Source organism: Streptomyces sp. NPDC051173 (assembly GCF_040689515.1).
GTDB lineage: Bacteria > Actinomycetota > Actinomycetes > Streptomycetales > Streptomycetaceae > Streptomyces.
On the sequence record NZ_JBFBBD010000007.1, the window covers coordinates 123,644 to 149,442 of the forward strand.

Below are 25,799 nucleotides of genomic sequence, written 5' to 3' on the forward strand. Positions count from 1 at the left end.
GGCTTCGGCACGGGGCACGTCAGTACTCCACGTTCTGCGAGCGCCGCCGGATGGTGGTGACGGCGTCCCGCTGGTTGCCGGTGGGTCCGTAGTAGTTGGGCGCGAACGCCAACTGCCCGTATCCGCCGATGAGATGGGTGGGTTTGATCAGCAGCTTGGTGAGGGCGTTGTGCACGCCGCCGCGGCGGCCGGTCGCCGTGGACCGGGGGACGTTCACCAGGCGTTCCTGGACGTGGTACATGAACACCGTGCCGGCCGGCATGCGGTGCGAGACCACCGCCCGCGCGACGACGACCCCGTTGGCGTTGACCGCCTCGATCCAGTCGTTGTCCGCCACCGAGATCGCCTCGGCGTCCTCGACGCTCATCCAGATGACGGGCCCGCCGCGGGCGAGGGTCTGCATCAGGAGGTTCTCCTGGTACTCGGAGTGGATCGACCACTTCGAGTGCGGGGTGACGTACCGCACGGTGACGGCCCGGCCGTCCCCGGAGCCCGGGCCGGGGCCGTGCTCGCCGAGCGCCGCCAGGTCCAACGGTGGCCGGTAGACGGGCAGTTGCTCGCCGAGCTCGGCCATCCAGTCGTGGTCGAGGTAGAAGTGCTGGCGGCCGGTGAGGGTGTGCCAGGGCTTGCGGTGCTCGGTGTTGACGGTGAAGGGCGAGTAGCGGCGGTCCGGCGCCTCCTTGCCGGACCACTCGAAGCTGGAGCCGACCTGCACGGGCCGGTCCTGGGTGTCGGAGAACACCACCCGCCGCTCGGCCACCGCCTCGCCCAGCTCCGCGAGCCCGCTCTCGGGGCCGCAGCGCCGGGCCAGCTCCCCGAAGCCCTCGGCGGCGATCCGGCCGTTGGTGGTGCCGGACAGCGCGAGGATCGCCTCGCAGAACTTCACGTCCGTGTCCAGCAGCGGACGGCCCGCCGCCGGGCCGCGGGCGGCCGTCCCGCAGCGGGCGGCGAGCCACCGGGCCTCCGGCACCGGGTGCACGGTGACCCCCTTGACGTGCATGCCGTCCTCTTCGCACCGCGGCCCGAAGGCGGCCAGCCTGTCCGCCACGGCGGTGTAGTCGCGCTCGACCAGGGTGAAGACGGGGAGGTTGCGGCCCGGTGCGGCCGGCACGCCGTCCTCGCGCCAGTCCGGCACGTGCCCGCCGGGCTGGGCGGTCTCGCCGGGTGTGTCGTGCTGGAGCGCCGTGGCCACCAGGTCGTGGACCGTGCCGAGCCGCCCCTCCGCCAGCTCGGCCACCTTCGCCGCGAGTCCGTGGAAGATCTCGAAGTCGGTACGGGCCTCCCAGGGCGGGTCGATGGCGGGGGAGAAGGCGTGCACGTAGGGGTGCATGTCCGTGCGGCACGGGCTCGGGGACGAACGTGTAATAGACGTCGGCCGGGCCGATCGCCAGGACCGCGACAGCCGCCGCCGCGAGCACCGTGCCCGCCGTGATCGCGGGGATCAGCCACCGGGGGCGGCGGCGCGGCGCGACCGCGGCGGGTGCAGTGGATGGAGTGGGTGTGGTGGGCGCGTTGGGCGGGAGCGGCGGGACGGGTGGTGGCGTCGTGGTGCCGGCCGTGGCCGCGAGCCGGGTCGCCCAGGTCCGGCGCTCCGCGATCCGCTCGTACACCGCTTCCGGCCAGGGGCGGGCGGAAGGGGAGAGCGGCCCGATCAGTCGGAGGAGCTGCCCCGGGGCCGGCCGGGCGGCCGGGTCGTTGGCCAGGCACGGCTCGACGATCCGGCGCAGCGGGGGCGGTACGGAGCCGAGGTCGGGGAGGTCGTGGGCGACGGCATGCATGAGCGCGAGCGGTGAGTCGCCCGCGAACGGGCTCCCGCCCGTGGCGGCCGTCACGAGCGTGACGCCGAGCGAGAACACGTCGCTCGCCGGCCCCGGCCGCTCACCCCGGACCTGCTCGGGCGACATGAACGCGGGCGAGCCGATCACCGCGCCCGTGTGCGTCAGCTTCGTCTCGTGGTCGGCCGCGCGGGCGATGCCGAAGTCGACGACCCGTACGCCGTCCTCCGTCAGGAGCACGTTCGACGGCTTCAGGTCCCGGTGCACGAGGCCGGCCCGGTGGATGTCGTCCAGGGCCTGGGCGAGCCCGGCGGCGAGCAGCCGCACGGCCTCCTCGGGCAGCGTGCCGCCCGCGTCCAGCGCCTCGCTCAGCGAGGGCCCGGGCAGGCAGAGGGAGGCGAGCCACGGCGTCGGCGCGTCCGGGTCGGCGTCGACGACCGGCGCGGTGTAGGCCCCGGACACCCGCCGCGAGGCGTCCACCTCCCGCCGGAACCGCGTACGGAACCCGGGGTCCTCCGCCAGATCGGCGTGCACCCGCTTGACGGCCACGAGCCGCCCGTCGGGCGCCACCCCGAGCAGCACCTGCCCCATGCCACCCTGCCCGAGCACCCCGACCGTCCGGAACGGCCCTATGTGCGCCGGGCTGTCCGCTGCCAGCATTCCCATGCCGAATCCGTCCTCCCCCTGGAACGGTGGGATCTTACTAAGGGTGTGACCTGTGGGGTGAGGGGGACGCCGGGGTTTCGCGGGAGCGTACGGCGAGGGCCGCGATGTCGTCGTCCAGGCCGCCGCTGCTGTAGAGGAGGAGATCGCGGTGGAGCCTGTCGAGCAGTTCGCGGGGGTGGGCCGGCTTCTGCCCGCGCATCCAGTCCGCCAGGGGGAAGAACTCGCCGGTGCGGTCGCGGGCCTCGGTGACGCCGTCGGTGTAGAGGAGCAGCTGGTCGTCGTGGGCGAAGTCGAACGTGTCGGTCTGGTAGTGATCGCCGATCAGGTCCGCGAGGTTGAGCAGGGGTGAGGGGGCGGTCGGGTCCAGGACGCGCACCCCGTCCCGGGTCAGGAGCAGCGGCGGGGGATGCCCGCAGTTGAGGATCCTGACGACGCCGCCCTCGTACGGGATCTCGACGAGGACGGCGGTGGTGAAGCGCTCCATCAGGTCGTCAGGGGGGAAGGCGGCGTTGTAGCGGGTGCTGCTGGCCTCCAGGCGGTGCGCGATGCCGCCCAGGTCGGGTTCGTCGTAGGCCGCCTCGCGGAAGGAGTTGACCACCGCCGCGGCCGCGCCCACCGCCGGCAGGCCCTTGCCCCGTACGTCCCCGATGAGCAGGCGGACCCCGAAGCCGGTGTCCGCCACCTCGTAGAAGTCGCCGCCGATGCGGGCCTCCGCGGCGGCCGCGAGATACAGCGACTCGACCTCGATGCCGCCGTAGCAGCGCGGCATCGGGCCCAGGACCACCTGCTGCGCGGCGTCGGCGACGAGCCGGACCTGGAAGAGGGACTGCTCCCGCTGGAGCCGGACGTGACTGCCGTACGCCGCCGCCACGGTGACCGCGACGATCCCCGCCGCCGTGTATCCCGTGCCCAGGTCGGGGAAGACGATGCCGAGGCCGATCATGAGCAGAAAGCAGACCGTCCCCAGCAGCACCGTGGGGAGCACGGGCCACATGGCGGCCGCGAGGGCGGGGGCCGCGGGCAGGATGCGGCTGAAGGCCATGCTCCTGGGCGTGGTGTACGCCAGGCTGGCGATGACCGCCGTCAGGAGCACCGGGGACAGCAGAACCGGGGACCACCGTCCGTGGGGACGATGGAGACGCTGCTGTCCAGGCTTGCCCATGATGTGCATCATATCCGTGCAATATGGATATATGGCTTCTTTTGGGCGCCCGCTGCCGGGCGGGGGTCTGCTGCCGCGCCTGCGGTCAGCCGCCGGACGTAACCCCTCCGATCCGCTGCCCCCAGCCGTTCTCCAGTAGGTCGAACACCTCGCGCAGGGCGTGCTGGGGATCGTCGTGGCCGCGGAATTGGCCGAGGCTCTCCAGGGCGAAGTGGGCCAGGGCGGTGGCGGTGATGTCGCCTTCCGGGGCGCCGGTCGCCTCGGCGATCGTGGCGGCCAGGGCGGTCTCGTGCCGCAGCCACATGCGGTGCCAGTACTCCCGCAGGGCGGGTGTCGACTGCACCAGCCGGTTGAAGGCGACGAACTGTGGGGCGGCGCGGCTCGGAGCATGGGCCGGCTGATCGCCTTCCGCGCCCTGCAGGGCTGGGGTGGGCGGGCTCGCGGTCGGCTCGTTCGCCCTCATGGGCAGCCTGGTCTCCCGCACGAACGCGGTCCCCGGCCTTCAGGCCGGGGCGGAATCCGGCTTCCCGTGCAGGGGGGCAGCAGTAGACGTATCGCTGCTGGATGATTCGTCGCCCGACATGGGGACGCTGAGGGCGACCTCAAGCAGGTGCAGGATCTCGGAGTTGATGGACCGCCGGTCCGCAGTTGCCTGCTTGGTCAGCCGGGCGTGGAGGTCTTCGGGGATACGCAGCGCGAATCGGATCACGATGCTAGTTTGACGTCATGGTGACATCAGTGGCAACCGAAGGGGCCGGGTACGCCCGGTACACCTATCGGTTGCGCGTGTCGTCCACCGCGCTCGCCGCGCTGATGGCCGAGTGGGACCGGTGCCGTTGGATCTGGAATGAATGCGTCGCCAAGTCCAAGGCCACCCACCTGCACAACAAGGCCAGTCCCGAGGACAAGGGGTCATGCGGTCCGGCACAGCTCGACAGGATGCTGACCGTGGCTCGTACTGCTACTGCTTGGCTGCGTGAGGGTTCGTCGGTTCCCCAGCAGCAGGTCATACGGGACTTCGGGAAGTCCCGAGCCAAGGCGCAGAAGGACATCAAGGACCGGCTTCCGATGCACCGCCGGGCCGGGATGCCCCGTTGGAAGAAGAAGGGCGAGGCCGACCCGAGTCTGAACTGCACCCGACGAGGTTTCCGGCTGAAAGACGGCCGTTTGCAACTCGCCGGTGGCATCAGCTTGACCGTGGTGTGGTCGCGGGACCTGCCTTCCGAACCCTCTTCGGTTCGCGTGTACCGGGACAGTCTCGGGCACTGGTACGCCGGCTTCGTCGTCGCTGCCCGGGCCGAGTCTCTGCCGGTGGCGGGCGCGGTGCTCGGTGTGGACTGGGGTGTGAAGGAGACCGCGACCACCACGTCCGGAGTCCATGACCTGCCGCATGCCCAGCACGGGAAGAAGGCCCAGGTGAAGCTGACCCGGTACGACCGGATGATGGCCCGCCGCAAACCGGCGAAGGGGCAGGCTGGCTCGAAGGGGTTCCGCGAAGCGAAGCGGCTGAGGGCCAAGCTGCACAGGAAGGTTGCCCGGCAGCGTGAGGACACCGGCCGCAAGTGGGCCAAGCGCGTCGTGCGCGACCACGACGCCATCGCGGTGGAGGACTTCCGCCCGAAGTTCCTCGCCAGGACGACCGTGGCGAGAAAGGCCGCTGACGCCGCCATCGGAGCGACGAAGCGGTCCCTGATCGAGATGGGCCGCAAGCACGGCAGAGCCGTGCACCTGGTCCACCCCGCGCACACCACGATGGACTGCGCGCACTGCGGAGCGAGAGCCAAGCACGCACTGCCGCTGGGGATGCGCACCTACACCTGCATCGCATGCGGAACGGTCTCCCCGAGAGACAAGAACTCCGCCCGCGTGATGCTTGTCAGGGCTGGTCTGTGCCCTGCTGGTGCTGAGGGCATAAGACCTCCCGGGCCGCTGGCCCGGAAGGCTGCCTGAGCCAGAAATCTCCGCTCAGCCCTGAGGGGAGTCCCTCCCTTCAGGAGAAGGGGAGCAGTCAATACCCTCACAGCATGCATGGGATGGGTGGGTGGGGCATGTGATGTGTGACCGTCACCGTTGGATGCTGTGAACCGCCCCCGGAGGGCCGGATAACTTGAGGCGCAGGCTCGGTGGGCAGCCTGCGCTGCGCGGCAGGGTCTGTGGATGGGCGGACGGGCCGCTGCCGGGGGCCATTGGGGCCGCCGGGGACGTCGTGCTGGAGAGGGGGGACCGCGGCGTTCGCTGGGGCCGTGGTCGTCTGGGTACGGACGCGCTGCGGTACGCAGATGAGGGTCAGCCGAGTGCCGTCGGGCCGGGCGAGGTGCTCGAAGTGAGCCCTGCTGGTGACCTCTTCATGACGGCCACAGGCGGGAGCTCTCTCAAAGCCTTCGGCAGCCGAGGTCTCGTGGTGAGCACCGACTTCGATCAACTGACCCGTACCCTGTGCTCGGTCCGCAGCGCACCGCTGTCGGAGAAGCAGTGGAAAGACCTACTGCCCGGCGTCGACCGCCGCACCGGCTGCGAGTGAGGCCGGACGGGCGGCGTTCGCCCGGGAAAGCCTTTTCTGGAACATTCCTCTGATCCCCTTCTATACTGCCGAGTAACTTGCGCTTCGTCGGCGCCGGTTGGCCACAGCCCACCCCAAGGGCATCGAACCGAAAGGACCGACCCGTCATGATGCGCTTACGCAGAGCGATATTCGCCGCGAGTCTGGTGTCCGCGCTGCTGGTCGGCGGCTCGCAACTGCCCGCGGCCGCGGCTCAGGCGTCCGGCGCCGAGGCCCTCGCGCCGTGCGCAGAGAAGGCACGCGCCGAGGTCTTCCACGAGGGCGGCGTACCGCTGCTCGACTGGCAGGAGAACCTGGAGTTCGACGGGCGCGGCACCCTCTGGGTCTCGCACCTCACCAAGAACCGGGTCGAGGGCTACGCCCCGGACGGCACGCTCAAGGTCAGCGTCCCCGTGAGCGGCCCCGGCGGGATCCGGCGCGGCCCCGACGGGATGATGTACGTCGACTACGGCGTGAATCCGCTGACGTCCTGGGCGACGGGCGGCGGCATCGTGCGGTTCGACCCGACCGCCGTCGCTCCGAAGGCGGAGAAGTTCGTGGACGGGCTGTCCGGCGTCAACGGCCTGGCCATCGACGCCGACGGCAATCTCTACGTCAGCCGCGAGCTGGCCACCGGCATCCTCAAGTTCCGGCCGGACGGCACGAAGGACGAGAAGTGGACGCGGGCGGCGGACGTCTTCGGCACCAACGGCCTGGAGATCGTGGGTGACCAGCTGTACGCGAGCGTCATCACCGACACCTCGTCCCCGGTCGTACGCGTCCCCCTGAACGACCCGGCGGCCCACACCACGGTCGTCGAACTCAGCCGGAATCCGCTGAAGACCAAGGTGCTCGACGACCTCACCTCGTTCGAGGGGAAGCTGGTGGTCGCGAGCTTCCGCGACGGCGAACTCATCCAGGTGGACCCGGTCACCGGCCGGTCCTGCGTCCTGGTGTCGGGGCTGCGCACGCCCACCAGCGTCCGCGTCCCCCGTGGCTTCGGTGACCACGACGGGCGGCGCGAGCTGTTCGTGTCCGAGGCGTCCGGCCGCGTCGTCAAGGTGACGGTCGGCTGACGGAGAATCCGCCGGCTCCGGCGGTCCGTGCGCGCCGTCACCAGCGCAGAGCGGTGAAGTCGACGGCGCGCGGCCGGAGTTCTCGCGTACGGTCCGTCAGCCGCCGCATGCGCGCGGCCATGTCGTCGGCGGGGAGGTGCCGCCGGTCGCCGTGGCCCGGCAGCAGCCATTCGAAGCGCAGCCCGGCGGCGGTCCGGGCCAGGGAGGCGGCGAGCGCCTCGATGGAGTACCACGTGACGCTCTCCGCCACTTCGATGTCCCCGGTCGTACGGGACCAGTAGAAGCTGTCGCCGCTGAAGCAGTACCGCTCGTCCGCGACGTAGACGACGCTCCCGCGCGTGTGCCCGGGAAGGGGATGGGCGACCACACCGTCGGCGATCCGGGCTGCCTCGGTGCCGCGGAGCACGTGGTCGGCGTCCGGGGCGGCGTCGAGGTCGCCCTCGTGGATCCACAGCCGGGCGCCGAAGCGGTCGGCGTAGCGGCGGCCGTGCGCGGCGTGGTCGCGGTGGGTGAGCAGGACGTCGGTGACGGGCCCCAGCGCCTCGTACCGCGCGGCGAGCGGGGCGCTCCAGCGCGGGGTGTCGATCATCATCGTGGTGCCGCCGGGGCGGCGCAGCAGATAGGAGTTGGCCCCCGCGGTGCGCGTGGAGTTGTGCCCGCACAGGTACACGCCGTCGTCCAGGGCCATCGGGAAGGGGTCGAGCGCCGCGTCGAGCCGCCCCTCCGGCGGGTGGATGGACCGGGTGTGGCAGGCGTACGCCGCGGCGTGGAGCTGCCGGACCTCGGCCCGGTCGCGCGGTGGGCGCAGGACGACCGACAGGCCGTCCGCCTCCCCGATCAGGCCGGGGGCCAGCTGCCGCGCGACGTCGCAGTTCGTGCACCGCTCGTCCACGTGCCAGCCGCCGTCGAACCGTTCCCCGCCCATGGCCCCACTCCTTCACGCGCTGCGCCCGCCGACCGGCCGCTCACCATCAGGGATATCCCGCGGCGCGGGGAAAGGGGAACGGGGCCCGGGCCTTGTACTTGCCGAACGGCGCTGCTCTTGGCGGCACTTGCGGTCACGCGTGGTGATCTTGATGTGCCGATCCGTATCCGGGAAGGGCCCGCTTCCGGTCGGCCGGGCGAGCCGGCCGACCGGACGTACGCGGGTCAGTGTCCGGAAGGCGTCGCCTCCAGGACGAAGACCGGGATCTCGCGCTCGGTCTTCCTCTGGTAGTCGGCGTAATCGGGGTAGGCCGCGACCGCGCGCTCCCACCAGCGGTCCTTCTCCTCGCCCGTCACCTCACGGGCCGTCATGTCCTGGCGTGTGGGCCCGTCCTGGAGCTCGACGCGGGGGTCGGCCACGATGTTGTGGTACCAGACGGGGTGCTTGGGCGCGCCGCCCAGGGAGGCGATCACGGCATAGCTGCCGCCGTGTTCCACCCGCATCAGCGGAGTCTTGCGGATCTTGCCGCTCTTCGCGCCCCGGGTCGTGAGGACGACGACGGGCATGCCCCGCATCGTCGTCCCCTGTGTGCCGCCCGAGCTCTCGTACAGCTCGACCTGTTCGCGGGCCCGCTGGTCCGGGCTGGCTTCGTACTCACCCTCAAGAGGCATGCTGCCGTCCTGTCTTCGGAGTCTCGTCTCGGAACGCGCGCAGCGGGCTGGTCGCCCACGTCGCTCTGTTCCTTCCTGGTTCCTTCCTTCAACCATCACATCCGCTGACATCATCCCCTGCGTGCACTTCCCGCGCACGAGGGCCGCACCGACACCTTCCACCGCCGGGCTACCGGCGGTAACCTGCGGTTTCGTTCGCTGTGAGGGGTGATCTGTGGGCGCGGCCACCGGCTTCGATCCCGTCGTCGAGCACGAGCGGACCCGCGCCGCGCTGCGCGCCGCGGTCCCGCGTCTGGCAGGGCTGCTCCGGGACGTGCCGGACGGTGGCGCGCCCTCGGGGCTCCGGGGGTGGGCGGTGCGCGACGTCGAGGCGCACCTGTGCGCCGTGTATCTGGCGTACTGCTCCGCGTTCACCGGGGAGTTCGACGGCTGGGACGACGTACTGCCGCCCGGTGACGGGCCGTTCGTCGAGCGGATCACGGCCGTCAACGCCAAGGCGGTCGGCATCTTCGCCGAGGAGGCGCGTGCCCGTCCTGGTGCCGCCGTCGCCGAGCGGGGCGAGGGGTTCCTCCGGATCACCGAGGGGCTCGCGCCCGACACACCGGTCCCGACGCCCTGGTACGGCGGGAGCGTCGTGCTCACCCTGGCGGCCGCGACCGGGCTGATGCTCAGCGAGACCCTCGTCCACGGCCTCGACGTCGCGCGCGGCGCGCGCCTGCCGTGGCGGATCGGGCCGGACGAGGCGCGCCTGGTCATAGGGCAGGCGTTCCCGACGATGATGCCGCTCGCCCTGGACGTGGAGAAGGCGCGCCGGGCCCGCGTCGCCTTCGACGTCGCCGTCAAGGGCGGCCCCCGGCTGGCGGTCGTCGTGGAGGACGGGGCCGCGACGGTGACCCGCGACGCCCCGCCGCGTGCCTACGACTGCCGGATCACGGCGGCGCCGACCGCGTTCCTGCTGATCGGCTTCCGGCGCGTCCCGCTCTGGAGGGCCGTCGCGCGCGGCGGGATCCGGGCCGGCGGCCGCAGGCCGTGGCTCGCCACCCGCCTCACGGACCTCATCGCCAGCCCCTGACTCCCGGGCTCCACAGGTCAGTTCACCCGGCGGGCGTCCGGGAGCGGGCCCCGGTCACCGTCACCACGACGAGCAGCACCACCGCCGCGGCCAGTGCGTGCGGCGCCCCCGCCCGCAGGAAGAGGGCGCCGCCGCACAGCGCCCCGACGAACATGGTGGCCAGGGAGACCAGGCGGCGTACGGTCGCGGGGCCGGGCTCGTCGGCGATGAGGCCGGTGACGGTGCGGGTCAGCACGGTCGTCGTCAGGTCGGGGACACCGAGCGCGCGGACGACCGCGTTCTGCATGCCCATCCCGCAGGCGAGCAGCGCGATGAGCGCGGCCTTCGCCGAGGGCGTCCTGTGACCCGCCGTCAGTGTGACCACCAGGGCCGCCGTGACCAGGGCCGCGTGGGTGGCGGTGACGGCGGCGAACAGTTGCCCGGTGTGGGGGACCAGGGACTGTCCGGCGATCGAGGACACCGGAGTGCGTCCTCGCCGCAGGTGACGGCCGGCCCGCCGCCCGGCGGCGATCCGCCCGGCGCGGCCCAGGCGCCCGACCGCCCACGCGCCCGCCATGAACGCGCCGAAGGCGAGCAGCGACGCCCAGGCCGACAGGCTCCGGGCCCCGGCCAGGGCGAAGCCGAGGAAGACGACGTTGCCGGTCATGTTGGCCACGAAGACGTGGTCGAGGCCGAGGTAACTCACCGCGTCCACGAAGCCGGTGACGAGCGTGAGCAGGACGAGCGCGGCCGGGAGGGTGCCGTGCGTGTTGCCGCCGCCGGGGAACAGCCGGTCGGCGGCGCCTTCCAGCACCCTTCTCATGACATACCGTCAGATGCCCGCGCGCGGATCGGTGACGCCCCCCGGGCAGGCGAGGCGCCCGGTGTCCCAGCCCGCGAGGCCGGCCGCGGCCTGATAGACCGTCTCGTAGAAGTCGAGCACCTTCGCCACGGCGTCCGGCTGCCCGCGCACGTCGTCGTAGGCCAGCGTGGCCAGGTGGCTGCCGCCCCGCTCGGCCCACCGGGCCGCTTCCGGTCGCAACGGCCGGCCGGCGAGCCCGGCGGGCTCCGGCGCGGCGTAGGAGTAGAAGGCGGGCCCGGGGAAGGTGTCGTCACCGAACCAGAAGCCCGCGCTGATGACCTCGCGGGAGTACGCCTCCCGGGTCACGGGGTCGGCTTCCGGCGGTGGATCGGCCCTGCGGTCGGAGAAGCGGGTGACCGCGAGGTCGAAGGTGTGCCAGAAGTGGTGCACAGGGCTGATCTTGCCGGAGTAGCTGGAGGAGAACTCCTCCAGGACCAGGCTCACTTGGCTGAGCACCTGCCAGTACCGGTTGACCCAGAACGGGTCGTACGACGCGTGCTCGGTGTCCTCGGTGAAGGGCCGCCGCACGTCGGGCAGGTCGAACGGGTGCGGATGCTCGACGGTCACTTCCGCCCCGATCGTCCGCAGTGCCTCCAGCGTCCTGTGGTGGAACGTGGCCACGGACTGCCCCAGCAGGGAGAACGACTGCTCGCCGCCGTCCAGGGCGCGCACGATCAGCCGGTGGGCCACGAAGTCGAAGTCGATCGTGAAGACCGGATTGCCGTCCAGCAGCCCCATCGGGCGGGTGGTGATGCCGGACCCGGTGACATGGAAGGGGACGTTCCACCAGTGGTTCCGCCGGGTGCTCCCGGCCAGCCGGATCTTCCCGATGAACTGCGCGAAGCGGTGCAGGGTCTCCTTCGACGCCTGCCACTCCGCCAGCGGGATCGGGGGAAAGACCTCCACGCCGCCTCACTCCTCGCGCTCGCCCCCGGCCGGGCACGGCCGCGGCTCCGAGGCTAGGCGGCCGCTCCGGGCCCCGCATCCCGGGCGCGGCCGTCACCCGGGGCCGGGCGCCAGGCGCAGCCGGGCCGGGGCCGCGGGCGGGGGAGAGGGGAGCGGCAGGGGCGCGGCGCCGGGAGTGAGGGAGCCCAGGACGCGGGCGTGCCGGGCCCCCGTGCACGCCGGGACGGTGCCCGGCAGACCGTGCGCGGTGAGGAAGCCCAGGACCGCGAACGCGTACGCCTCCTTGGCCGCAGACGGCATGCCCAGCTCGTCGGACGTGCGCACCGGCACCCCGGGCAGCGCCGCCGCCAGCGCGCCCATCAGCGTGGGGTTGCGCGTGCCGCCCCCGGAGGCGACGACCTCCGTGCCCCCGCGGGCCCGGACCGCGTCGGCCACGGTGCGCGCCGTGAGCGCGGTGACCGTGGCGACGACGTCCTCCGCGGGCAGCGGACCGAGCCCGGCCGACGCGGCCAGCAGATACGGCAGATGGAAGAGCTCCTTGCCGGTGGTCTTCGGCGCGGGCCGCGCGTAGTACGGCTCGGCGAGCAGCCGCTCCAGCAGGGGGCGGTGCACGGTGCCGCGTGCGGCCAGCGCGCCGTCGGCGTCGAAGGCGTGGCGTCCTCCCGTGGCATGCCGGACGGCCGCGTCGATCAGCGCGTTGCCGGGCCCCGTGTCGTAGGCCGGGCCGCCGTCGGTGACCGTGATGTTGGCGATGCCGCCGAGGTTGAGGGCGACGGGACGGCCCGGCCGGTCGCGCAGCCACAGGGTGTCGAACAGCGCGACCAGCGGCGCTCCTTGACCGCCCGCCGCCACGTCGCGCGAGCGGAAGTCCGAGACGACCGGCAGCCCGGTGCGTTCGGCGATCCAGGACGGTGAGCCGATCTGCAGGGTGCCGTGGACGCGGCCGCGCTCCGTCCAGTGGAAGACGGTCTGGCCGTGCGAGGCGACGAGCTCCGCGCGCCCTTCGCACAGTTCGCGGTCGGCGCGGGCGGCGACCTCGGCGAACGCCCGCCCGATCCCGGTGTCCAGCCGGCACACGGTCTCCAGGGTGGTCGCCGCCGGGGGCAGCGCGGCGGCGAGCTCCGTGCGCAGCCCCTCGTCGTACGCCTGGCCGAGCGCGCCCAGCGGCGTCAGCCGCAGGGTGTCACCGTCGAGGAGCAGGTCGGCCGCCGCCGCGTCGACCGCGTCGTACGACGTCCCCGACATCAGCCCGATCACCCGCATCGCCGCCGCCTCTCCCAGTCGCGTCTCGGTCGCGTCTCAGTCGCGCAGGGCGCGCCGGTGGTCGTCGGCGCGCAGCGTCAACAGCGTCGCACCGCTGATCGCGCAGGTCGCCATGGCGTAGTACGCGGGGATGTCGGCGTCGGCGGTGCGGTCGAGCAGCTCGGTGAGGACGAGCCCGGCGCAGCCGGAGAAGACGGCGTTGGCCAGCGAGTAGGCCAGCCCCAGGCCCGTGCAGCGCACCCGGGCGGGGAACATCTCCGCCAGCATCGCCGGTCCCGGCCCGGCCATCAGCCCGGTCACCGCCCCGGCGAGGAGCACCGCGAGCCCCTTGACCGGCGTCGGCGTGCCCTCGCCCTGGACGACCCTGAGCAGCGGGAAGGCGAGGAGGACGACCAGCCCCGCCCCCGCGGCCATCACCGGCCGGCGGCCGACGCGGTCGCTCAGCGCGCCCGCGGGCAGGATGGACAGCGCGAACCCGAGGTTGGCCAGGAAGGTGGCGGTCAGCGCCTGCTGGAAGGTGGCGCCGAGCGTGTGCTGGAGATACGTCGGCAGGACCACCAGGAAGGTGTAACCGGCCGCCGACCAGCCCATGATCCGCCCGACGCCCAGCGCGACGGCCCGCAGCACCTCGCGCGGCGCGGCGGCCGGGGCCGCCTCCGCCGCCGCCTCCTCCGTCCGCCGTACGGGCTCCGCTCCGGCCGCTCCCAGCCGGAGCCACAGCGCCGCCAGGCCGAGCGGCAGCGCCAGCAGGAACGGCAGCCGCCACCCCCAGTCGTACAGCGCACGGTCCCCCAGGACCGTCGCCGTGCCGGCGGCGAGCCCCGCCCCGGCCAGCAGCCCCAGCGCGACCGTGAACGACTGCCACGCCCCGTACAGCCCGCGCTTCCCGCACGGGGCGGACTCCGTCATCAGCGACACCGCGCCGCCGAACTCCCCGCCCGCGGACAGTCCTTGGAGCGCGCGCACGAAGGTCAGCACCCAGGGAGCGGCGGCGCCGAGCGTGGCGCGGGTGGGCAGCAGACCGATCGCGGTGGTGGCGGCCGTCATCAGCAGCAGGGCCGTCACGAGCGCGGGCCGGCGGCCGAGCCGGTCGCCGACGCGCCCGAACAGCGCCGCGCCGACCGGCCGGAAGAAGAAGGCCAGCGCGAACGACGCGTACGTCTTGACCAGCCCCTCGGCACCGCTCCCCGGGTCGCCGCCGAAGAACTCGGCGGCGATGACCGTGGCGAAGGCGCCGTAGACCCCGAACTCGTACCACTCGATGAAATTGCCCACCGACCCCGCGAGGAGCGCGCGCCGCGCCCGCGTCCGGCGGGCGGTGCCGGGGCCACCGCCGGTCAGTACGGTCACGGAACCTCCCTGTGAAGGGGCTTCCGGACAGGTCTAGCAGCCCGGCGGGCCCAAGGCAGCCCGGGCGCCGGCTGTTTCGCGCCCGGAGACCCGGGCACGCGATTCGAGGCCGGAACAAACGTCTGCGAAGAGAGGTACGCCATGAGCGCCGACGAGAAGGCCAAGGCCAAGGGCGAGCAGCTCAAGGGCAAGGCCAAGGAGGAAGTCGCCCGCAAGGTGGGCAACGAGCGCAAGACGGCCGAGGGGCGCGGCGAGAAGACCAAGGGCGACCTGCGCGCGGCGAAGGAAAAGGCCAAGGACGCCCTCAAGGACTGACGCCCGGCCCGGAACTCCGTCCCGCGGGCGTCAGGGGCGGGCCTGCGGCTGGGGTTCGCCGCGGCGGACCGCGCCCGGCGCCCGGCCCGCGGGATGGTCCGCCTTGGCCGAGGACGTGAGCTGCCAGGGGACGCTGGTGACCATGACTCCGGGCGTGAAGAGCAGCCGGCTCTTGAGCCACAGCGCGGACTGGTTGTGGAGCAGGTGCTCCCACCAGTGCCCCACCACGTACTCGGGGATGAAGACGCCCACCACGTCGCGCGGGCTCGACCGGCTGACGGAGCGGATGTACCCCACGATCGGCCGGGTGATCTCGCGGTACGGCGAGTCGATCACCTTGAGCGGGATGTCGAGGTCGAGGGCCGCCCACTGCTCCTGGAGCCGGATGGTCTCCTCGCGGTCGACGGCGACCGTGAGCGCCTCCAGCTCGTCCGGCCGGACGGCGCGCGCGTAGGCCAGGGCGCGCAGCGTCGGCTTGTGCAGGGTGGAGATCAGCACGATGCCCAACACCCGGGAGGGCCTGACGAGTTCGGCCCGGGGGTCGGTGACCGCGAGTTCGGCGGAGACCGCGTCGTAGTGGCGGCGGATGCCCCGCATCATCAGCCACAGCACGGTGGCCGCGACGACCGCCAGCCACGCGCCCTGGGTGAACTTGGTGGCGAGCACGATCACCAGGACCAGGCCGGTGACCACGGCGCCGAGCGCGTTGATGACCCGGGCCACCTGGCCGTGCCGCCGCGTCTCCGGGTCGGTGGTCCCGTCGCGCAGCACCTGGTTCCAGTGCCGGACCATGCCGGTCTGCGACAGCGTGAAGGAGGTGAAGACGCCCAGGATGTAGAGGTGGATGAGGCTGGTGACGTCCGCCTTGTAGAACCACAGCAGCAGGCCCGCGGTGACGGCCAGGGCGAGGATGCCGTTGGAGAAGGCCAGCCGGTCGCCGCGGCTGTGCAGCTGCCGTGGCAGATAGCGGTGCTGGGCCAGGATGGAGGCCAGCAGCGGGAAGCCGTTGAAGGCGGTGTTCGCCGCCAGGATCAGCACCAGGGCCGTCGCCGCCTGCACGAAGTAGAACCCGAAGCTGTGCTCGCCCCCGAAGACGGCCGCCGCGAGCTGGGCGATGACGGTCCGCTGGGTGTAGGACCCGCAGTCACCCGGCAGCCCGGTGAGCCGGCAGGAGTCGGCGGTGATGTGCACCTTGGTGATCAGCGCGAGCGCGGTGACGCCGACGAACATCACCACGGCGATGGTGCCCATGATGCTCATGGTGCTCGCGGCGTTCTTCGACTTGGGCTTGCGGAACGCCGGTACGCCGTTGGAGATCGCCTCCACGCCCGTCAGCGCCGTACAGCCGCTGGAGAAGGCCCGCAGGCACAGCATGATCAGGGCGAAGCCCGCGAGTCCGGCGTCCGCGGGCTTCGCCGCGACGCCGAACGAGGCGCTCTCGGAGACCGGCGCGTGCCCGGACAGATAGCGCACCAGCCCGGTCGCCACCATGATCAGCACGCCGGTGATGAAGAGATAGGTGGGGGCGGCGAAGGCCCGCCCGGATTCGCGCATCCCCCGCAGGTTCACCCCGGTCAGCAGGGCGACGAAGCAGACCGCCATCAGCACCCGGTGGTCCGCGAGCGCGGGCACCGCCGAGATGATGTTGTCCACGCCGGAGGCGACCGAGACCGCCACCGTCATCACGTAGTCGACCAGCAGGGACGCGGCGACCACCAGTCCCGCCGAGGCGCCCAGGTTGGTCGAGACCACCTCGTACGAACCGCCGCCGCTGGGGTAGGCGTGCACCACCTGCCGGTAGGAGAGCACCACCACGGCCATCAGGGCCACGACCGCCGCCGCGATCCACGGCGTGAAGTGCAGATAGGCCAGGCCTCCGAGGGTGAGCACCAGGAGGATCTCCTGCGTGGCGTAGGCCACCGACGACAGCGGGTCCGACGCGAAGATCGGCAGCGCGAGGCGCTTGGGGAGGAGGGTCTCCTGGAGCTCCTCGCTGCGCATGGCACGGCCGAGGGCCAGCCGTTTGAGGAGGGCCGTCACGTTGATCACGGTGTGAGCGTATGTCTTGTATGTAACGGTTCGCGGGGTATGTGAAGGCGTGTCAGGCGGGGATCAGGCCGTGCCGGGCAGGGGCACCGTGGCGACGGCGTGCTTCACCAGGCTGCCGAGGTGGAGCCGGCCGTCGTGCTCCAGGGCGCAGGTGACCATGTGGTAGGCGCGGTCGTCGCGCCGCAGATCGTGCACCGTACGGCCCTCGGCGTCGAGGCCCCGCACCCACGCCGTGCGGCGCGCGTCCGGCAGCAGCGCGGACGGCAGGGACCAGACGGCCTTGCGCAGCGCCGGGTGATGACGGTGCAGCAGATCGAGCATGACGTCCCGGGCGGAGGCCAGCGCCACCCAGACCAGGCCGCTCCCACCGGTCGTCAGGTTGTCGGGGAAGCCCGGCAGGTCGTCGGCGAACACGTCGTCCTCGCCGGCCCGCGGCCCGGTGAGCCACAGCCGCCGGAGCCGGTAGGACCCCGTCTCCGCCACCACCAGGAACGACTCGTCGGGTGCCAGACAGACGCCGTTGGCGAACTGCAGCCCGTCCAGCACGACTTCGGGCTCGCTCCCGGGCGCCCACCGCACGACGCGGCCGGTGCCGGAGTGCTCCATGAGGTCGCCCTTCCACAGGTGGAGGGGGAACCTGCGGCTGGCGTCGCTCACGTAGACCGTGCCGTCGCGGGTCACGGTCACGTTGCTGCACACGCGCAACGGCTCACCCGCCACCTCGCTCAGCACGGTCTCCACCGCCCCGCTCGCCGGATCGATCCGCAGCAGGCCGCGGTAGGCGTCGCAGACCAGGACCCGCCCGTCCGGCAGCACGTGCAGCCCCAGCGGCCGCCCGCCCGTCCGGGCCACCTCCTCCACGTGCCCGCTGCCAGGGTCCACCCGGAGGATCCGGCCGTCGGCCACACCGGTGAGCAGCTTCCCGGACGCGTCGAGCGCGAGGTGCTCCGGCCCCTCCCCGCCGATCGGCAGCAGCCGCGGGGACGGCATGGTGGTGCGGCGGCCCGCCGCGGTACGCGGGCGCGGCGGAGGCCGCCAGACCACCGGCTCCATGGGCGGCTTCCGTGCCGTCGACCTCTGTGCCATCGACTGTGCCATCGACGTGTCACACCCTTCGCTCGGCACGGACGCAGCGGAGCATCTCCTCGGCGTACGGCAGGACGACAAAGGCTCCCACAGCGGCCGCGATCGCCGCGAGACAGCCCGCGGGCAGCGGCTGTTCCTTGGGCACGAGCCGCCAGTCGTCCGGTGTGCCCTCACCCCGGCGCAGCCCGGCCCGGACCTGGTCCCAGTGCAGGCACGCGGTGAACGCGGCAGCCGAGAGCGGCAGCACCTCCAGGAAGCTGTGGATGTGCTGCTCGATCGGGCGCAGCTCCCGCTCCTGGGAGGCCAGGGTGACGTCCCACACGGCGGTCGCGCCGTGTGCCACGGCCGCGCCGCCCATCAGGGACAGGACCAGGGGATTGACCTTCGCCACGAGCGCCGTGACGACGGGCACGCCCGCCTCGGTCATCATCAGCGCGTGCACCGCCGATTCCCGCACGCCGCTGGTCTCCTCGATCCGGGTGCGCCGGTGCATGATCCAGTCCGCGACGCCCGGGACGAACCACAGGGGCAGCACCCCGTACATCAGGAACCGGCGGCTGGCGTTCTCCACGTCGTCCGCGCCCGGCGGGATGCGCAGGACGGGCCGGTCCCGCCACCGCAGCCACCGCCGCGCCGGGCCGGTCCTGGACATGAGCTCGCGCATGGAGGTCCTCTCCGGTCGGGGCGTCACGAGAGCCTGCCGAACTCCTCGACGAAGGCCGGGCAGAACGCCTTGAGGTCGTCCGGTTTCCGGCTGGTGATCAGGGTGTTGGGCCCGCGCATTCAGGTGGTCCTTTCCGTTTCGGGGTCCTGCTACGGGTGACCCGTCGTGGGGCGGGGAAACCCGGGGCGCCGTGAATCCGCCCGCACGGCCCGCGTCCCGGGTGCGGTTGCGGACGTCAGGGGCCGGCCTCAGGGTGGATCCGGGAACCCTGCTTCACAGAACGCTTCTTCACGGACGAGGAGACCCGGTCATGGGCAAGGGCAAGGCGAAGGCCAAGCAGGCCAAGGGCCAGCTGAAGGAAACGGCGGGGCGGGCCGCGAACGACAAGCGGATGGAGGCCGAGGGCCGGGCAGAGAAAGTGGTCGGCAAGGCACAGGAAGCCGTCGCCAAGGCGAAGAAGGACCTCGGCCGCTAGGCGGTTGACCGGGGCCCGGGGCGCTGCCCCGGGCCCCGGTCCTCAGCGGACGCTCCGGCCCGGACGTGCCCGGCCCGCGGCCGGGCGCGGTGCAGTGCCCGGCGTTCCGACTCCGTCGTACAGCCCCAGATCCCGTATTCCTGACCCGAGCGCAGGGCCCATGTGAGGCACTGCTCGACGACCGGGCACGTTCTGCACACGGATTTCGCCGCTTCGGCCTGTGTGCGGGCGGGGTCGCGCGTTCCGATGGGGAAGAACAGCTCGGGGTCTTCTTCTCTGCACGCGGCGTACTGTCGCCAATTCACGTGTCGCTCAATTCGGTTGCCCGATGGATACGGCCGGTTCGTACGGCCCGTTTCTTCGCGGGTGACCCCGTGAGGCGATCGAAAACACGGTTCCGCCCAGCCGCCGCTTCCGTCACGCCGCCGCGGGCCGCTCCGCCACGGGGCGCGCGTTCCATGTCCGGACACCCGTGTCGGCGGGCGGCCGGTTCGCGCCGAGGGCCGCCCGCGCCTCGGTGGCGTACGTGTCCACGTACTCCTGCTCCGAGAGCTTGAGGATCGCGTACATGATCTCGTCCGTCACGGCGCGCAGCACCGCGCGGTGGTCCTGCATCCCGTCGTAGCGGGAGAAGTCCAGCGGCTCCCCGAAGCGGATCGTGATCGGCACCAGGCGCGGCAGGCGGCGTCCCGTCGGCTGCGCCTCGAACGTGCCGATCATCGCGCAGGGGATCACGGGCGCGCCCGACCGGAGCGCCATGGCCGCCACGCCGACCCGGCCCTTGTAGAGCCGCCCGTCGTGCGAGCGGGTCCCCTCGGGGTAGATGCCGAGCAACTCGCCCTGCCCCAGGACACCCAGTGCCGTGTCGACGGCGGCCTGCGCGGCCTCCTTGCCCGACCGGTCCACGGGTATCGCCCCGATGCCCCGGAAGAAGGCCGCGACGATCCGGCCCTTGAGGCCGGGACCGGTGAAGTACTCCTGCTTCGCCAGGAAGGAGATCCGGCGCCTGACCATGACCGGCATCATGAAGTGGTCGGAGAACGACAGGTGGTTGCCCGCGATGATCGCCGCACCGGACCGCGGAAGGTGCTCCATCCCCTCCACGCGCGGCCGGAACAGCCACCGCAGCAAAGGCACCAACACCACGGTTTTGAAAGCGAAGTAGAACAAGATCGTTGATCCCTTCGGCCGACTTGGCCCCCGCGCCGAGGCACGCTAGTCGGCCGCCCGGATCATGGGGAGAGGGACTATTGAGCCATTCCCTACGGCACTGCGTGCCATCGCGGCCCGCGGCGCCGCGGACCGTGCTCCGACGTGCGCGGACACGGCGTACGGGAGGCGGCGAGGGGGCGTGAATTCGTACGACAGGGGACCCCCGAATCTTATGCAACTAGTTGCACAATGGTCCGGTGGGTCGTACGCTCCCGGAAAAGAGGCTTGTCCCCCAGGACCTGGCACGCAGCGAAGGGCCCCGCCGTGAGTTCGTATCCGCACCTCCTCAGCCCGCTCGACCTCGGCTTCACCACGCTGCCCAACCGGGTGCTGATGGGGTCCATGCACGTGGGCCTCGAAGAGGCGGAGAACGGCTTCGAGCGGATGGCCGCCTTCTACGCCGCCCGGGCGCGCGGCGGTGTGGGGCTGATCGTCACCGGCGGCATCGCGCCCAACGAGGCCGGGCGCCCCTGGGCGGGCGGCGCCTCGCTCACCACCGAGGAGGAGGCCGCCCGGCACCGGGTCGTCACCGACGCCGTCCACCGCGAGGGCGGCAGGATCGCGATGCAGATCCTGCACTTCGGCCGCTACGCCCACCACGCCGGGCTCGTGGCGCCCAGCGCCCTCCAGGCGCCCATCTCCGGATTCGTCCCGCACGCCCTGACCGACGCCGAGGTCGAGCGGACCGTCGAGGACTTCGTGCGGGCCGCCGGGCTCGCGCGGCGGGCGGGGTACGACGGCGTCGAGATCATGGGCTCCGAGGGCTATCTGATCAACGAGTTCGTCGCCCCCGCCACCAACCACCGCACCGACCGCTGGGGCGGACCGTACGAGAACCGCGTCCGCTTCCCCCTGGAGATCGTCCGCCGCGTCCGCGAGCGCGTCGGCCCGGACTTCATCCTGATCTACCGGCTGTCCATGCTGGACCTCGTGCCCGGCGGGTCCTCGCTCGAAGAGGTCGTCGCCCTGGCCAAGGACGTCGAGGCGGCGGGCGCGACCATCATCAACACCGGCATCGGCTGGCACGAGGCCCGCATACCGACGATCGCCACCTCGGTCCCGCGCGGCGCCTACGCCTGGGTCACCAAGAAGCTGATGGGTACGGTGTCGGTCCCGCTCGTCACCACCAACCGCATCAACACCCCGGAAAAGGCCGAGCAGTTGCTCGCCGACGGCCACGCGGACATGGTCTCCATGGCACGGCCCTTCCTCGCCGACCCCGACTTCGTCGCCAAGGCGCGGCAGGGGAGCGCCGAGACGATCAACACCTGCATCGGCTGCAACCAGGCGTGCCTCGACCACACCTTCACCGGGCGGATCACCTCCTGCCTGGTCAACCCCCGGGCCTGCCACGAGACCGAGCTCGTCCTCGCGCCCACCCGGCTGCGCAAGCGCCTCGCCGTCGTCGGCGCCGGCCCCGCGGGCCTGGCGTTCGCGGTGTCCGCCGCCGAACGCGGCCACGCGGTGACGCTGTACGACGCCGCGGACCGGATCGGCGGACAGCTGAACATCGCCAACAAGGTCCCCGGCAAGGAGGAGTTCGACGAGACGTTGCGGTACTTCCGCGTGCAGCTCGAACGCCACGGCGTCGACGTCAGGCTGAACGCACCGGTGACAGCGGACACCTTCGCCCCCGGCGCGTACGACGAGATCGTCGTCGCCACCGGGGTCACCCCGCGCACCCCCGCGATCGACGGCGTCGACCACCCGAGCGTCGTCTCCTACCTCGACGTCCTGCGCGACGGCGCCGAGGTCGGCGAGCGCGTCGCCATCATCGGCGCGGGCGGCATCGGCTTCGACGTCGCGGAATTCCTCACCGACGCGGGCGACGGGGCGAGCCGGGACCCCGATGCGTACTTCCGAGCCTGGGGCGTCGACACCGACTACCGCGCGCCGGGCGGCCTGCGCGCGCCCGAGCGGCCCGCGCCGCCGCGCACCGTCCACCTCCTCCAGCGCAAGACCGGCAAGGTCGGCGCCGGACTGGGCAAGACCACCGGGTGGATCCACCGCACCGAACTCCGGCACCGCGGAGTCACCATGACCGCCGGAGTGACGTACGACCGCGTCGACGACGCCGGACTGCACTTCACGGTCGACGGCACCGCCACGACCCTCGCCGTGGACACCGTCGTGCTCTGCGCCGGACAGGAACCCCGCCGTGGCCTGTACGAGGAACTGCGCGCCGCCGGGCACACCGTCCACCTCATCGGAGGCGCCGACGAGGCCGCCGAGCTCGACGCCAAGCGGGCCATCCGCCAGGGCACGGAGCTTGCGGCGACCGTCTGAGCTGCACGGATAGGATGCGGCCATGTCGCTGCCGCACGCCATCCTCACCGCACTGCTGGAAAAGCCGTCGTCGGGGCTGGAGCTGACCCGCCGCTTCGACAAGTCGATCGGCTACTTCTGGCCGGCCACGCACCAGCAGATCTACCGCGAGCTCGGCAGGCTGGAGGACCGCGGCCTCATCCGCGCGCTGCCCACCACCCAGCCGGCCCGCGGGCAGAAGAAGGAGTACGAGGTCCTGCCCGCGGGCCGCGAGGAGCTCGCCGCCTGGGTCGCCGCCGCCGAGGACCCGAAGCCCGTACGGGACCCGCTCCTGCTGCGGCTGCGGGCCGCGGGAGTGGTGGGCTCCGCAGGCCTCGCCGACGAGCTGCGCCGCCATCTCGCCCTGCACGAGGCGCAGTTGGCGGAGTACGAGGCGATCGAGCGGCGGGACTTCCCGGCCGAGCCGGACGCCGAGCGCGACCGGCTGCGCCACCTGGTGCTGCGCGGGGGCATCGACCTGGAGTCCTTCTGGGTCGGGTGGCTGAGGGAGGCGCTGGCCAAGGTGTGACCGGGCGGCGCGGCGGCCCGCGACGAGCACGCGCCGGGGCCGTTCAGGCGCGGGGCCCCGCCCCGACGCGCCCCGCGCACCGGCGCGCACCGGCCCCGCGAGCGGCGCCGGACCGGTACACCGGAGCCGTGAGAAAGGACCCGGTGACCGGACGGGACGTGGCGCAGTTCGAGCGGTGGGCCGCCACCTACGACGACAGCCTGCTCCAGGAACGCTACTTCCGGCCCGTCCAGCGCACCCTGCTGCACCACGCCGCGGCCGTGGAACCGGACCCGCCGCGGATCCTCGACATCGGCTGCGGCACGGGCGCACTCCTGCGCCAGGCCCGCGCGCGCTTTCCGCGCGCCGCCGCGACCGGGGTCGACCCCGCCCCGTCGATGATCCGCCGCGCGGCGGCGGACGGAGGGGCGTACGTGGTGGGGCGCGCCGAGCAACTCCCCTTCCCCGACGCCTCGTTCCCGCTCGTGCTCAGCACGCTGTCCTTCCACCACTGGGCCGACCAGGAGCGCGGGCTCGCCGAGACCGCCCGTGTGCTGCGGCCGGGCGGCCACGTCCTGATCGCCGACCACTTCGCCACGGGATGGCTGCGGACGGTCTTCGCCGCGGTGGGCAAACGCGGACGCATGCGGACCCACGGGGAGGCCGGGGCGATGCTCCGCACCGCCGGCCTCACGCCGCTGGGGTGGCACATCGCGCTCACCGTGACCGGGTTCCTCCGGGCGGCGGAGGGCAGCGGACCCCTGCCGCTGGCCGCCCTGTGCGTGGCGCGCAAACCGCCTGCCGACTGAACGCGGCACGGGCGGCACGCGCCCGTACTCGTCCCTCGGCAAGGACAGGATCCCCGCGATCGGCGCCGCCCCGACCGCCACCTACGCCGCATCCGGGCGCCTGTTCAAGGTCTCGCCCTCCAACACCGCCAAGGCCCTCCGCGCCCGGCTGGACCGCCTCCCCGCCGAACAGCGGCGCGGCTACCTCGCGTTCGACAGCAGGGACGACCATTTCGTACACATCATGCGGAAGGCGTACGACGACGTCTTCTCCGATCGCATCGGCGAGCGGCGCGTATCGTTCGGCGGGGCGACCGGGCGCGATCCGGAAGGCGTACCCGAAGCACGTCATCGCGGACGAACTGCCGTACCACTTGGGGCAGAAGAAGAGGAGCGCCGTGACCGACAACGCGATTCCGGCGGAAGCACCGGGCCGGCGCCGTGTGCTCACCGCAGCCGCTGCCGCCGCCGCGGGGACGGCCATGGGCTGGACCCCGGCCTTCCGCCTGGACGCGCACGCCGCGGACATGAGCGCCCCGCCGGACTTCCCTCCCGGCATCCGCCTCGTCCGTCAGGGCTTCCGGAACTGGTCGGGCGAGGTCGCCCTGGACGCGGTGTGGACCGCGCTGCCCGCGACCCCCGCCGACGTCGTCACGCTGGCCGACTGGGCGCGCGCCCGGGGCCGGCGGCTGCGCCCCAAGGGCAGCGGCCACACCTGGTCGCCCCTGCTCGCCCGCCGGGGCGAGGCCACCGGCCGGCTCGTGCTCGTCGACTCCACGGAACACCTCACCGCGATCGCGCTCCGGCACGGCGGCGCCCCGGCCGTCACCGCGCAGGCCGGCGCCACCCTGGACGCGGTGCACTCCGCCCTGGAGGCCGCCGGATACGGGCTGACGTGCGTCCCCGCCATCGGAGACCTGACCGTGGCCGGAGCCCTGGCCATCGGCGGCCACGGCACGGGCGTGCCGACGGCCGGCACGCACGCCTTCGCGTCGACGGTCAGCGACCTCGTGGAGTCGCTCACCGCGGTGGTCTGGGACGCCTCGGCCGGGCGGTACGCCCTGCGCACGTTCCACCGCGGCGAGGCCGACACGGCGGCGTTCCTCCTGCACCTCGGCCGGGCGTTCGTCACCGAGGCCACCCTCCGGGTCCCCGCGAACGTCCGGCTGCGGTGCGTCAGTTCGTACGACATCCCCATGGCGGAACTCTTCGGCCCGCCCGGCGGCCCCGGCCGGACGCTCGACCGCGCCCTCGCGGGCAGCGGGCGCGTCGAGGTGCTGTGGCTGCCGTACACCGAGCGGGCCTGGCTCAAGCTCTGGACCGAGGAACCGCGGCGGCCGCCCACCTCCCGGGAGGTCGACGCCCCCTACCCGTACGTCTTCTACGACAGCATCCCCCGGCAACTGTCCGACCTGGCAGGCGAGATCATGCGGGGCGCCACCGCGCTGACACCCCTGCTCACCACCGGTCTGGAGGAAGCCATCCGGCTCGGTCTGACCGCGACCGCCACCTGGGACCTGTGGGGCTGGTCGAAGAACACGGTGCTCTACATGCGGCCCACCACGCTGCGTTATGTGTTCGCCGGCTGGGCGGTGCTGTGCGCGCGAGCGGACGTGCAGCGCGTGCTGCACGGCTTCTGGTCCCGCTTCCAGCAGGTGCTCGACGCGCACCGGGCGCGCGGGGAGTATCCGGTCAACGGCCCCGTCGACGTGCGGATCACCGGTGTCGACGCGGCCGCCCCCGACGGCCCATTGCTGTCACCGGCCCGGCCCCGGCCGGACCACCCCGAATGGGACACCGTCGTCTGGCTGAACTCCACGACCTTCCCCGGCACACCGGGGGAGAACACCTTCCACCGCGACCTCGAACAGTGGATGGTCACCCACTTCACCGGCTGGTGCGCGATCCGCCCCGAGTGGGCCAAGGGCTGGGCCTACGGGCCGGACGGCGCCTGGACCGACGCGGCGCTCCTCGGCAGGACGTGGCCCGGCGCCTTCCGGACGGGCCAGCCCGCGGGCACGCGCTGGGAGAACGCCGCCGCCACGCTCGACCGCCACGACCCTGCCGGAGTCTTCCGAAGTCCGTTCCTGGAAAGGATCTTCTCCTCCTGAGCCCCGGGGAACACGGCGAAGGCCCCCGCCGGAGCGGGGGC

24 protein-coding genes and 3 pseudogenes are annotated in these 25,799 nt (G+C 72.6%); 10 read left to right on the top strand and 17 right to left on the bottom strand.

From position 1 onward, the window contains the following. Positions 1–19: 19 nt before the first annotated feature. The 5 genes and pseudogenes from AB0435_RS07140 to AB0435_RS07160 form a co-directional block, all read right to left on the bottom strand. Positions 20–1,336: pseudogene (locus AB0435_RS07140) on the bottom strand (molybdopterin dinucleotide binding domain-containing protein); the annotation flags it as partial. Between the two features lie 382 nt (positions 1,337–1,718). Next, positions 1,719–2,441, bottom strand: a pseudogene (locus AB0435_RS07145) (serine/threonine-protein kinase); the annotation flags it as partial. A gap of 37 nt (positions 2,442–2,478) precedes the next feature. Further along, on the bottom strand, positions 2,479–3,603 hold the full coding sequence (locus tag AB0435_RS07150; protein WP_366426401.1) for a PP2C family protein-serine/threonine phosphatase: 1,125 nt from the start codon (positions 3,601–3,603) through the stop codon (positions 2,479–2,481). Positions 3,604–3,688: 85 nt separating this feature from the next. Continuing rightward, complete coding sequence (locus AB0435_RS07155; protein WP_366426402.1) at positions 3,689–4,066, bottom strand: hypothetical protein; 378 nt, start codon at positions 4,064–4,066, stop codon at positions 3,689–3,691. A gap of 39 nt (positions 4,067–4,105) precedes the next feature. Next, complete coding sequence (locus AB0435_RS07160) at positions 4,106–4,312, bottom strand: Arc family DNA-binding protein (protein WP_366007666.1); 207 nt, start codon at positions 4,310–4,312, stop codon at positions 4,106–4,108. A gap of 17 nt (positions 4,313–4,329) precedes the next feature. Here AB0435_RS07160 and AB0435_RS07165 point away from each other — a divergent pair, with 17 nt between their 5' ends. The 3 genes from AB0435_RS07165 (at position 4,330) to AB0435_RS07175 (ending at position 7,218) form a co-directional block, all read left to right on the top strand. Next, positions 4,330–5,553: a transposase gene (locus tag AB0435_RS07165; RefSeq protein ID WP_366426403.1), complete on the top strand. Its 1,224-nt coding sequence runs from the start codon at positions 4,330–4,332 to the stop codon at positions 5,551–5,553. 373 nt (positions 5,554–5,926) lie between these two features. Then, a complete protein-coding gene (locus AB0435_RS07170; protein ID WP_366006752.1) occupies positions 5,927–6,124 on the top strand; it encodes a hypothetical protein in 198 nt (65 codons plus the stop codon). Between the two features lie 146 nt (positions 6,125–6,270). Further along, entirely contained in the window at positions 6,271–7,218 is a 948-nt protein-coding gene (locus tag AB0435_RS07175) for a hypothetical protein (RefSeq protein WP_366426404.1), read from the top strand. 37 nt (positions 7,219–7,255) lie between these two features. Here AB0435_RS07175 and AB0435_RS07180 read toward each other — a convergent pair whose 3' ends face one another. Both AB0435_RS07180 and AB0435_RS07185 read right to left on the bottom strand, forming a co-directional pair. Further along, a complete protein-coding gene (locus tag AB0435_RS07180) occupies positions 7,256–8,143 on the bottom strand; it encodes an MBL fold metallo-hydrolase (protein WP_366426405.1) in 888 nt (295 codons plus the stop codon). Positions 8,144–8,367: 224 nt separating this feature from the next. Beyond that, positions 8,368–8,814, bottom strand: a complete 447-nt coding sequence (locus AB0435_RS07185; protein WP_366006749.1) for a nitroreductase family deazaflavin-dependent oxidoreductase — start codon at positions 8,812–8,814, stop codon at positions 8,368–8,370. Between the two features lie 214 nt (positions 8,815–9,028). Here AB0435_RS07185 and AB0435_RS07190 point away from each other — a divergent pair, with 214 nt between their 5' ends. Further along, on the top strand, positions 9,029–9,886 hold the full coding sequence (locus AB0435_RS07190) for a maleylpyruvate isomerase N-terminal domain-containing protein (protein WP_366426406.1): 858 nt from the start codon (positions 9,029–9,031) through the stop codon (positions 9,884–9,886). 22 nt (positions 9,887–9,908) lie between these two features. Here the strand turns inward: AB0435_RS07190 and AB0435_RS07195 are convergent, their stop codons facing one another. The 4 genes from AB0435_RS07195 to AB0435_RS07210 all read right to left on the bottom strand — a co-directional run bounded on the left by AB0435_RS07195 (position 9,909) and on the right by AB0435_RS07210 (position 14,246). After that, positions 9,909–10,688, bottom strand: a complete 780-nt coding sequence (locus AB0435_RS07195) for a YoaK family protein (RefSeq protein WP_366006747.1) — start codon at positions 10,686–10,688, stop codon at positions 9,909–9,911. A gap of 9 nt (positions 10,689–10,697) precedes the next feature. Beyond that, positions 10,698–11,633: a DUF5996 family protein gene (locus AB0435_RS07200; RefSeq protein WP_366426407.1), complete on the bottom strand. Its 936-nt coding sequence runs from the start codon at positions 11,631–11,633 to the stop codon at positions 10,698–10,700. A 93-nt stretch (positions 11,634–11,726) separates the two neighbouring features. Further along, positions 11,727–12,896 (bottom strand): anhydro-N-acetylmuramic acid kinase, encoded by a 1,170-nt coding sequence (locus AB0435_RS07205; protein ID WP_366006745.1) that lies wholly within the window; start codon positions 12,894–12,896, stop codon positions 11,727–11,729. A 36-nt stretch (positions 12,897–12,932) separates the two neighbouring features. Beyond that, positions 12,933–14,246, bottom strand: a complete 1,314-nt coding sequence (locus tag AB0435_RS07210) for an MFS transporter (RefSeq protein WP_366006744.1) — start codon at positions 14,244–14,246, stop codon at positions 12,933–12,935. Positions 14,247–14,387: 141 nt separating this feature from the next. Between AB0435_RS07210 and AB0435_RS07215 the strand changes: the two genes are divergently transcribed. After that, positions 14,388–14,561, top strand: a complete 174-nt coding sequence (locus AB0435_RS07215; protein ID WP_366006743.1) for a CsbD family protein — start codon at positions 14,388–14,390, stop codon at positions 14,559–14,561. A 30-nt stretch (positions 14,562–14,591) separates the two neighbouring features. On the opposite strand, the gene AB0435_RS07220 is transcribed toward AB0435_RS07215, so the two are convergent. The 4 genes and pseudogenes from AB0435_RS07220 to AB0435_RS07235 all read right to left on the bottom strand — a co-directional run. Next, the gene (locus AB0435_RS07220; protein ID WP_366006742.1) at positions 14,592–16,610 is read right to left on the bottom strand and encodes an APC family permease; all 2,019 of its coding nucleotides are present in this window, start codon (positions 16,608–16,610) and stop codon (positions 14,592–14,594) included. Between the two features lie 63 nt (positions 16,611–16,673). Further along, a complete protein-coding gene (locus AB0435_RS07225) occupies positions 16,674–17,663 on the bottom strand; it encodes an SMP-30/gluconolactonase/LRE family protein (protein WP_366006741.1) in 990 nt (329 codons plus the stop codon). Between the two features lie 52 nt (positions 17,664–17,715). Further along, a complete protein-coding gene (locus AB0435_RS07230; protein ID WP_366426422.1) occupies positions 17,716–18,240 on the bottom strand; it encodes a diguanylate cyclase in 525 nt (174 codons plus the stop codon). Positions 18,241–18,383: 143 nt separating this feature from the next. Continuing rightward, positions 18,384–18,473: pseudogene (locus tag AB0435_RS07235) on the bottom strand (protease); the annotation flags it as partial. Between the two features lie 197 nt (positions 18,474–18,670). On the opposite strand from AB0435_RS07235, the gene AB0435_RS07240 reads away from it, so the two are divergent. Then, positions 18,671–18,835 carry a CsbD family protein gene (locus tag AB0435_RS07240; protein WP_366006740.1) on the top strand — a complete coding sequence of 55 codons (165 nt, stop codon included), beginning with the start codon at positions 18,671–18,673 and terminating at the stop codon, positions 18,833–18,835. Here AB0435_RS07240 and AB0435_RS07245 read toward each other — a convergent pair. Further along, positions 18,832–19,140, bottom strand: a complete 309-nt coding sequence (locus tag AB0435_RS07245; RefSeq protein ID WP_366006739.1) for a WhiB family transcriptional regulator — start codon at positions 19,138–19,140, stop codon at positions 18,832–18,834. The genes AB0435_RS07240 and AB0435_RS07245 overlap by 4 nt on opposite strands. A 112-nt stretch (positions 19,141–19,252) precedes the next feature. After that, on the bottom strand, positions 19,253–20,005 hold the full coding sequence (locus tag AB0435_RS07250; RefSeq protein WP_366006738.1) for a lysophospholipid acyltransferase family protein: 753 nt from the start codon (positions 20,003–20,005) through the stop codon (positions 19,253–19,255). 306 nt (positions 20,006–20,311) lie between these two features. Here AB0435_RS07250 and AB0435_RS07255 point away from each other — a divergent pair, with 306 nt between their 5' ends. The 4 genes from AB0435_RS07255 (at position 20,312) to AB0435_RS07270 (ending at position 25,758) form a co-directional block, all read left to right on the top strand. Beyond that, on the top strand, positions 20,312–22,333 hold the full coding sequence (locus tag AB0435_RS07255; protein ID WP_366006737.1) for an NADPH-dependent 2,4-dienoyl-CoA reductase: 2,022 nt from the start codon (positions 20,312–20,314) through the stop codon (positions 22,331–22,333). A 22-nt stretch (positions 22,334–22,355) separates the two neighbouring features. Then, a complete protein-coding gene (locus AB0435_RS07260) occupies positions 22,356–22,880 on the top strand; it encodes a PadR family transcriptional regulator (RefSeq protein ID WP_366006736.1) in 525 nt (174 codons plus the stop codon). A 128-nt stretch (positions 22,881–23,008) separates the two neighbouring features. Beyond that, complete coding sequence (locus AB0435_RS07265; protein ID WP_366006735.1) at positions 23,009–23,668, top strand: class I SAM-dependent methyltransferase; 660 nt, start codon at positions 23,009–23,011, stop codon at positions 23,666–23,668. Positions 23,669–24,045: 377 nt separating this feature from the next. Next, positions 24,046–25,758, top strand: a complete 1,713-nt coding sequence (locus AB0435_RS07270) for a cholesterol oxidase substrate-binding domain-containing protein (RefSeq protein WP_366006734.1) — start codon at positions 24,046–24,048, stop codon at positions 25,756–25,758. The last annotated feature ends 41 nt before the right edge of the window (positions 25,759–25,799 follow it).

What these genes read in the sequence shown, in the direction of transcription:
- AB0435_RS07165 (WP_366426403.1), top strand. Translation starts at nt 4,330, where the DNA reads ATGGTGACATCAGTGGCAACCGAAGGGGCCGGGTACGCCCGGTACACC.
- AB0435_RS07185 (WP_366006749.1), bottom strand. Translation starts at nt 8,814, where the DNA reads ATGCCTCTTGAGGGTGAGTACGAAGCCAGCCCGGACCAGCGGGCCCGC.
- AB0435_RS07180 (WP_366426405.1), bottom strand. Translation starts at nt 8,143, where the DNA reads ATGGGCGGGGAACGGTTCGACGGCGGCTGGCACGTGGACGAGCGGTGC.
- AB0435_RS07155 (WP_366426402.1), bottom strand. Translation starts at nt 4,066, where the DNA reads ATGAGGGCGAACGAGCCGACCGCGAGCCCGCCCACCCCAGCCCTGCAG.
- AB0435_RS07260 (WP_366006736.1), top strand. Translation starts at nt 22,356, where the DNA reads ATGTCGCTGCCGCACGCCATCCTCACCGCACTGCTGGAAAAGCCGTCG.
- AB0435_RS07205 (WP_366006745.1), bottom strand. Translation starts at nt 12,896, where the DNA reads ATGCGGGTGATCGGGCTGATGTCGGGGACGTCGTACGACGCGGTCGAC.
- AB0435_RS07225 (WP_366006741.1), bottom strand. Translation starts at nt 17,663, where the DNA reads ATGGAGCCGGTGGTCTGGCGGCCTCCGCCGCGCCCGCGTACCGCGGCG.
- AB0435_RS07150 (WP_366426401.1), bottom strand. Translation starts at nt 3,603, where the DNA reads ATGGGCAAGCCTGGACAGCAGCGTCTCCATCGTCCCCACGGACGGTGG.
- AB0435_RS07240 (WP_366006740.1), top strand. Translation starts at nt 18,671, where the DNA reads ATGGGCAAGGGCAAGGCGAAGGCCAAGCAGGCCAAGGGCCAGCTGAAG.
- AB0435_RS07175 (WP_366426404.1), top strand. Translation starts at nt 6,271, where the DNA reads ATGATGCGCTTACGCAGAGCGATATTCGCCGCGAGTCTGGTGTCCGCG.
- AB0435_RS07230 (WP_366426422.1), bottom strand. Translation starts at nt 18,240, where the DNA reads ATGTACGGGGTGCTGCCCCTGTGGTTCGTCCCGGGCGTCGCGGACTGG.
- AB0435_RS07195 (WP_366006747.1), bottom strand. Translation starts at nt 10,688, where the DNA reads ATGAGAAGGGTGCTGGAAGGCGCCGCCGACCGGCTGTTCCCCGGCGGC.
- AB0435_RS07215 (WP_366006743.1), top strand. Translation starts at nt 14,388, where the DNA reads ATGAGCGCCGACGAGAAGGCCAAGGCCAAGGGCGAGCAGCTCAAGGGC.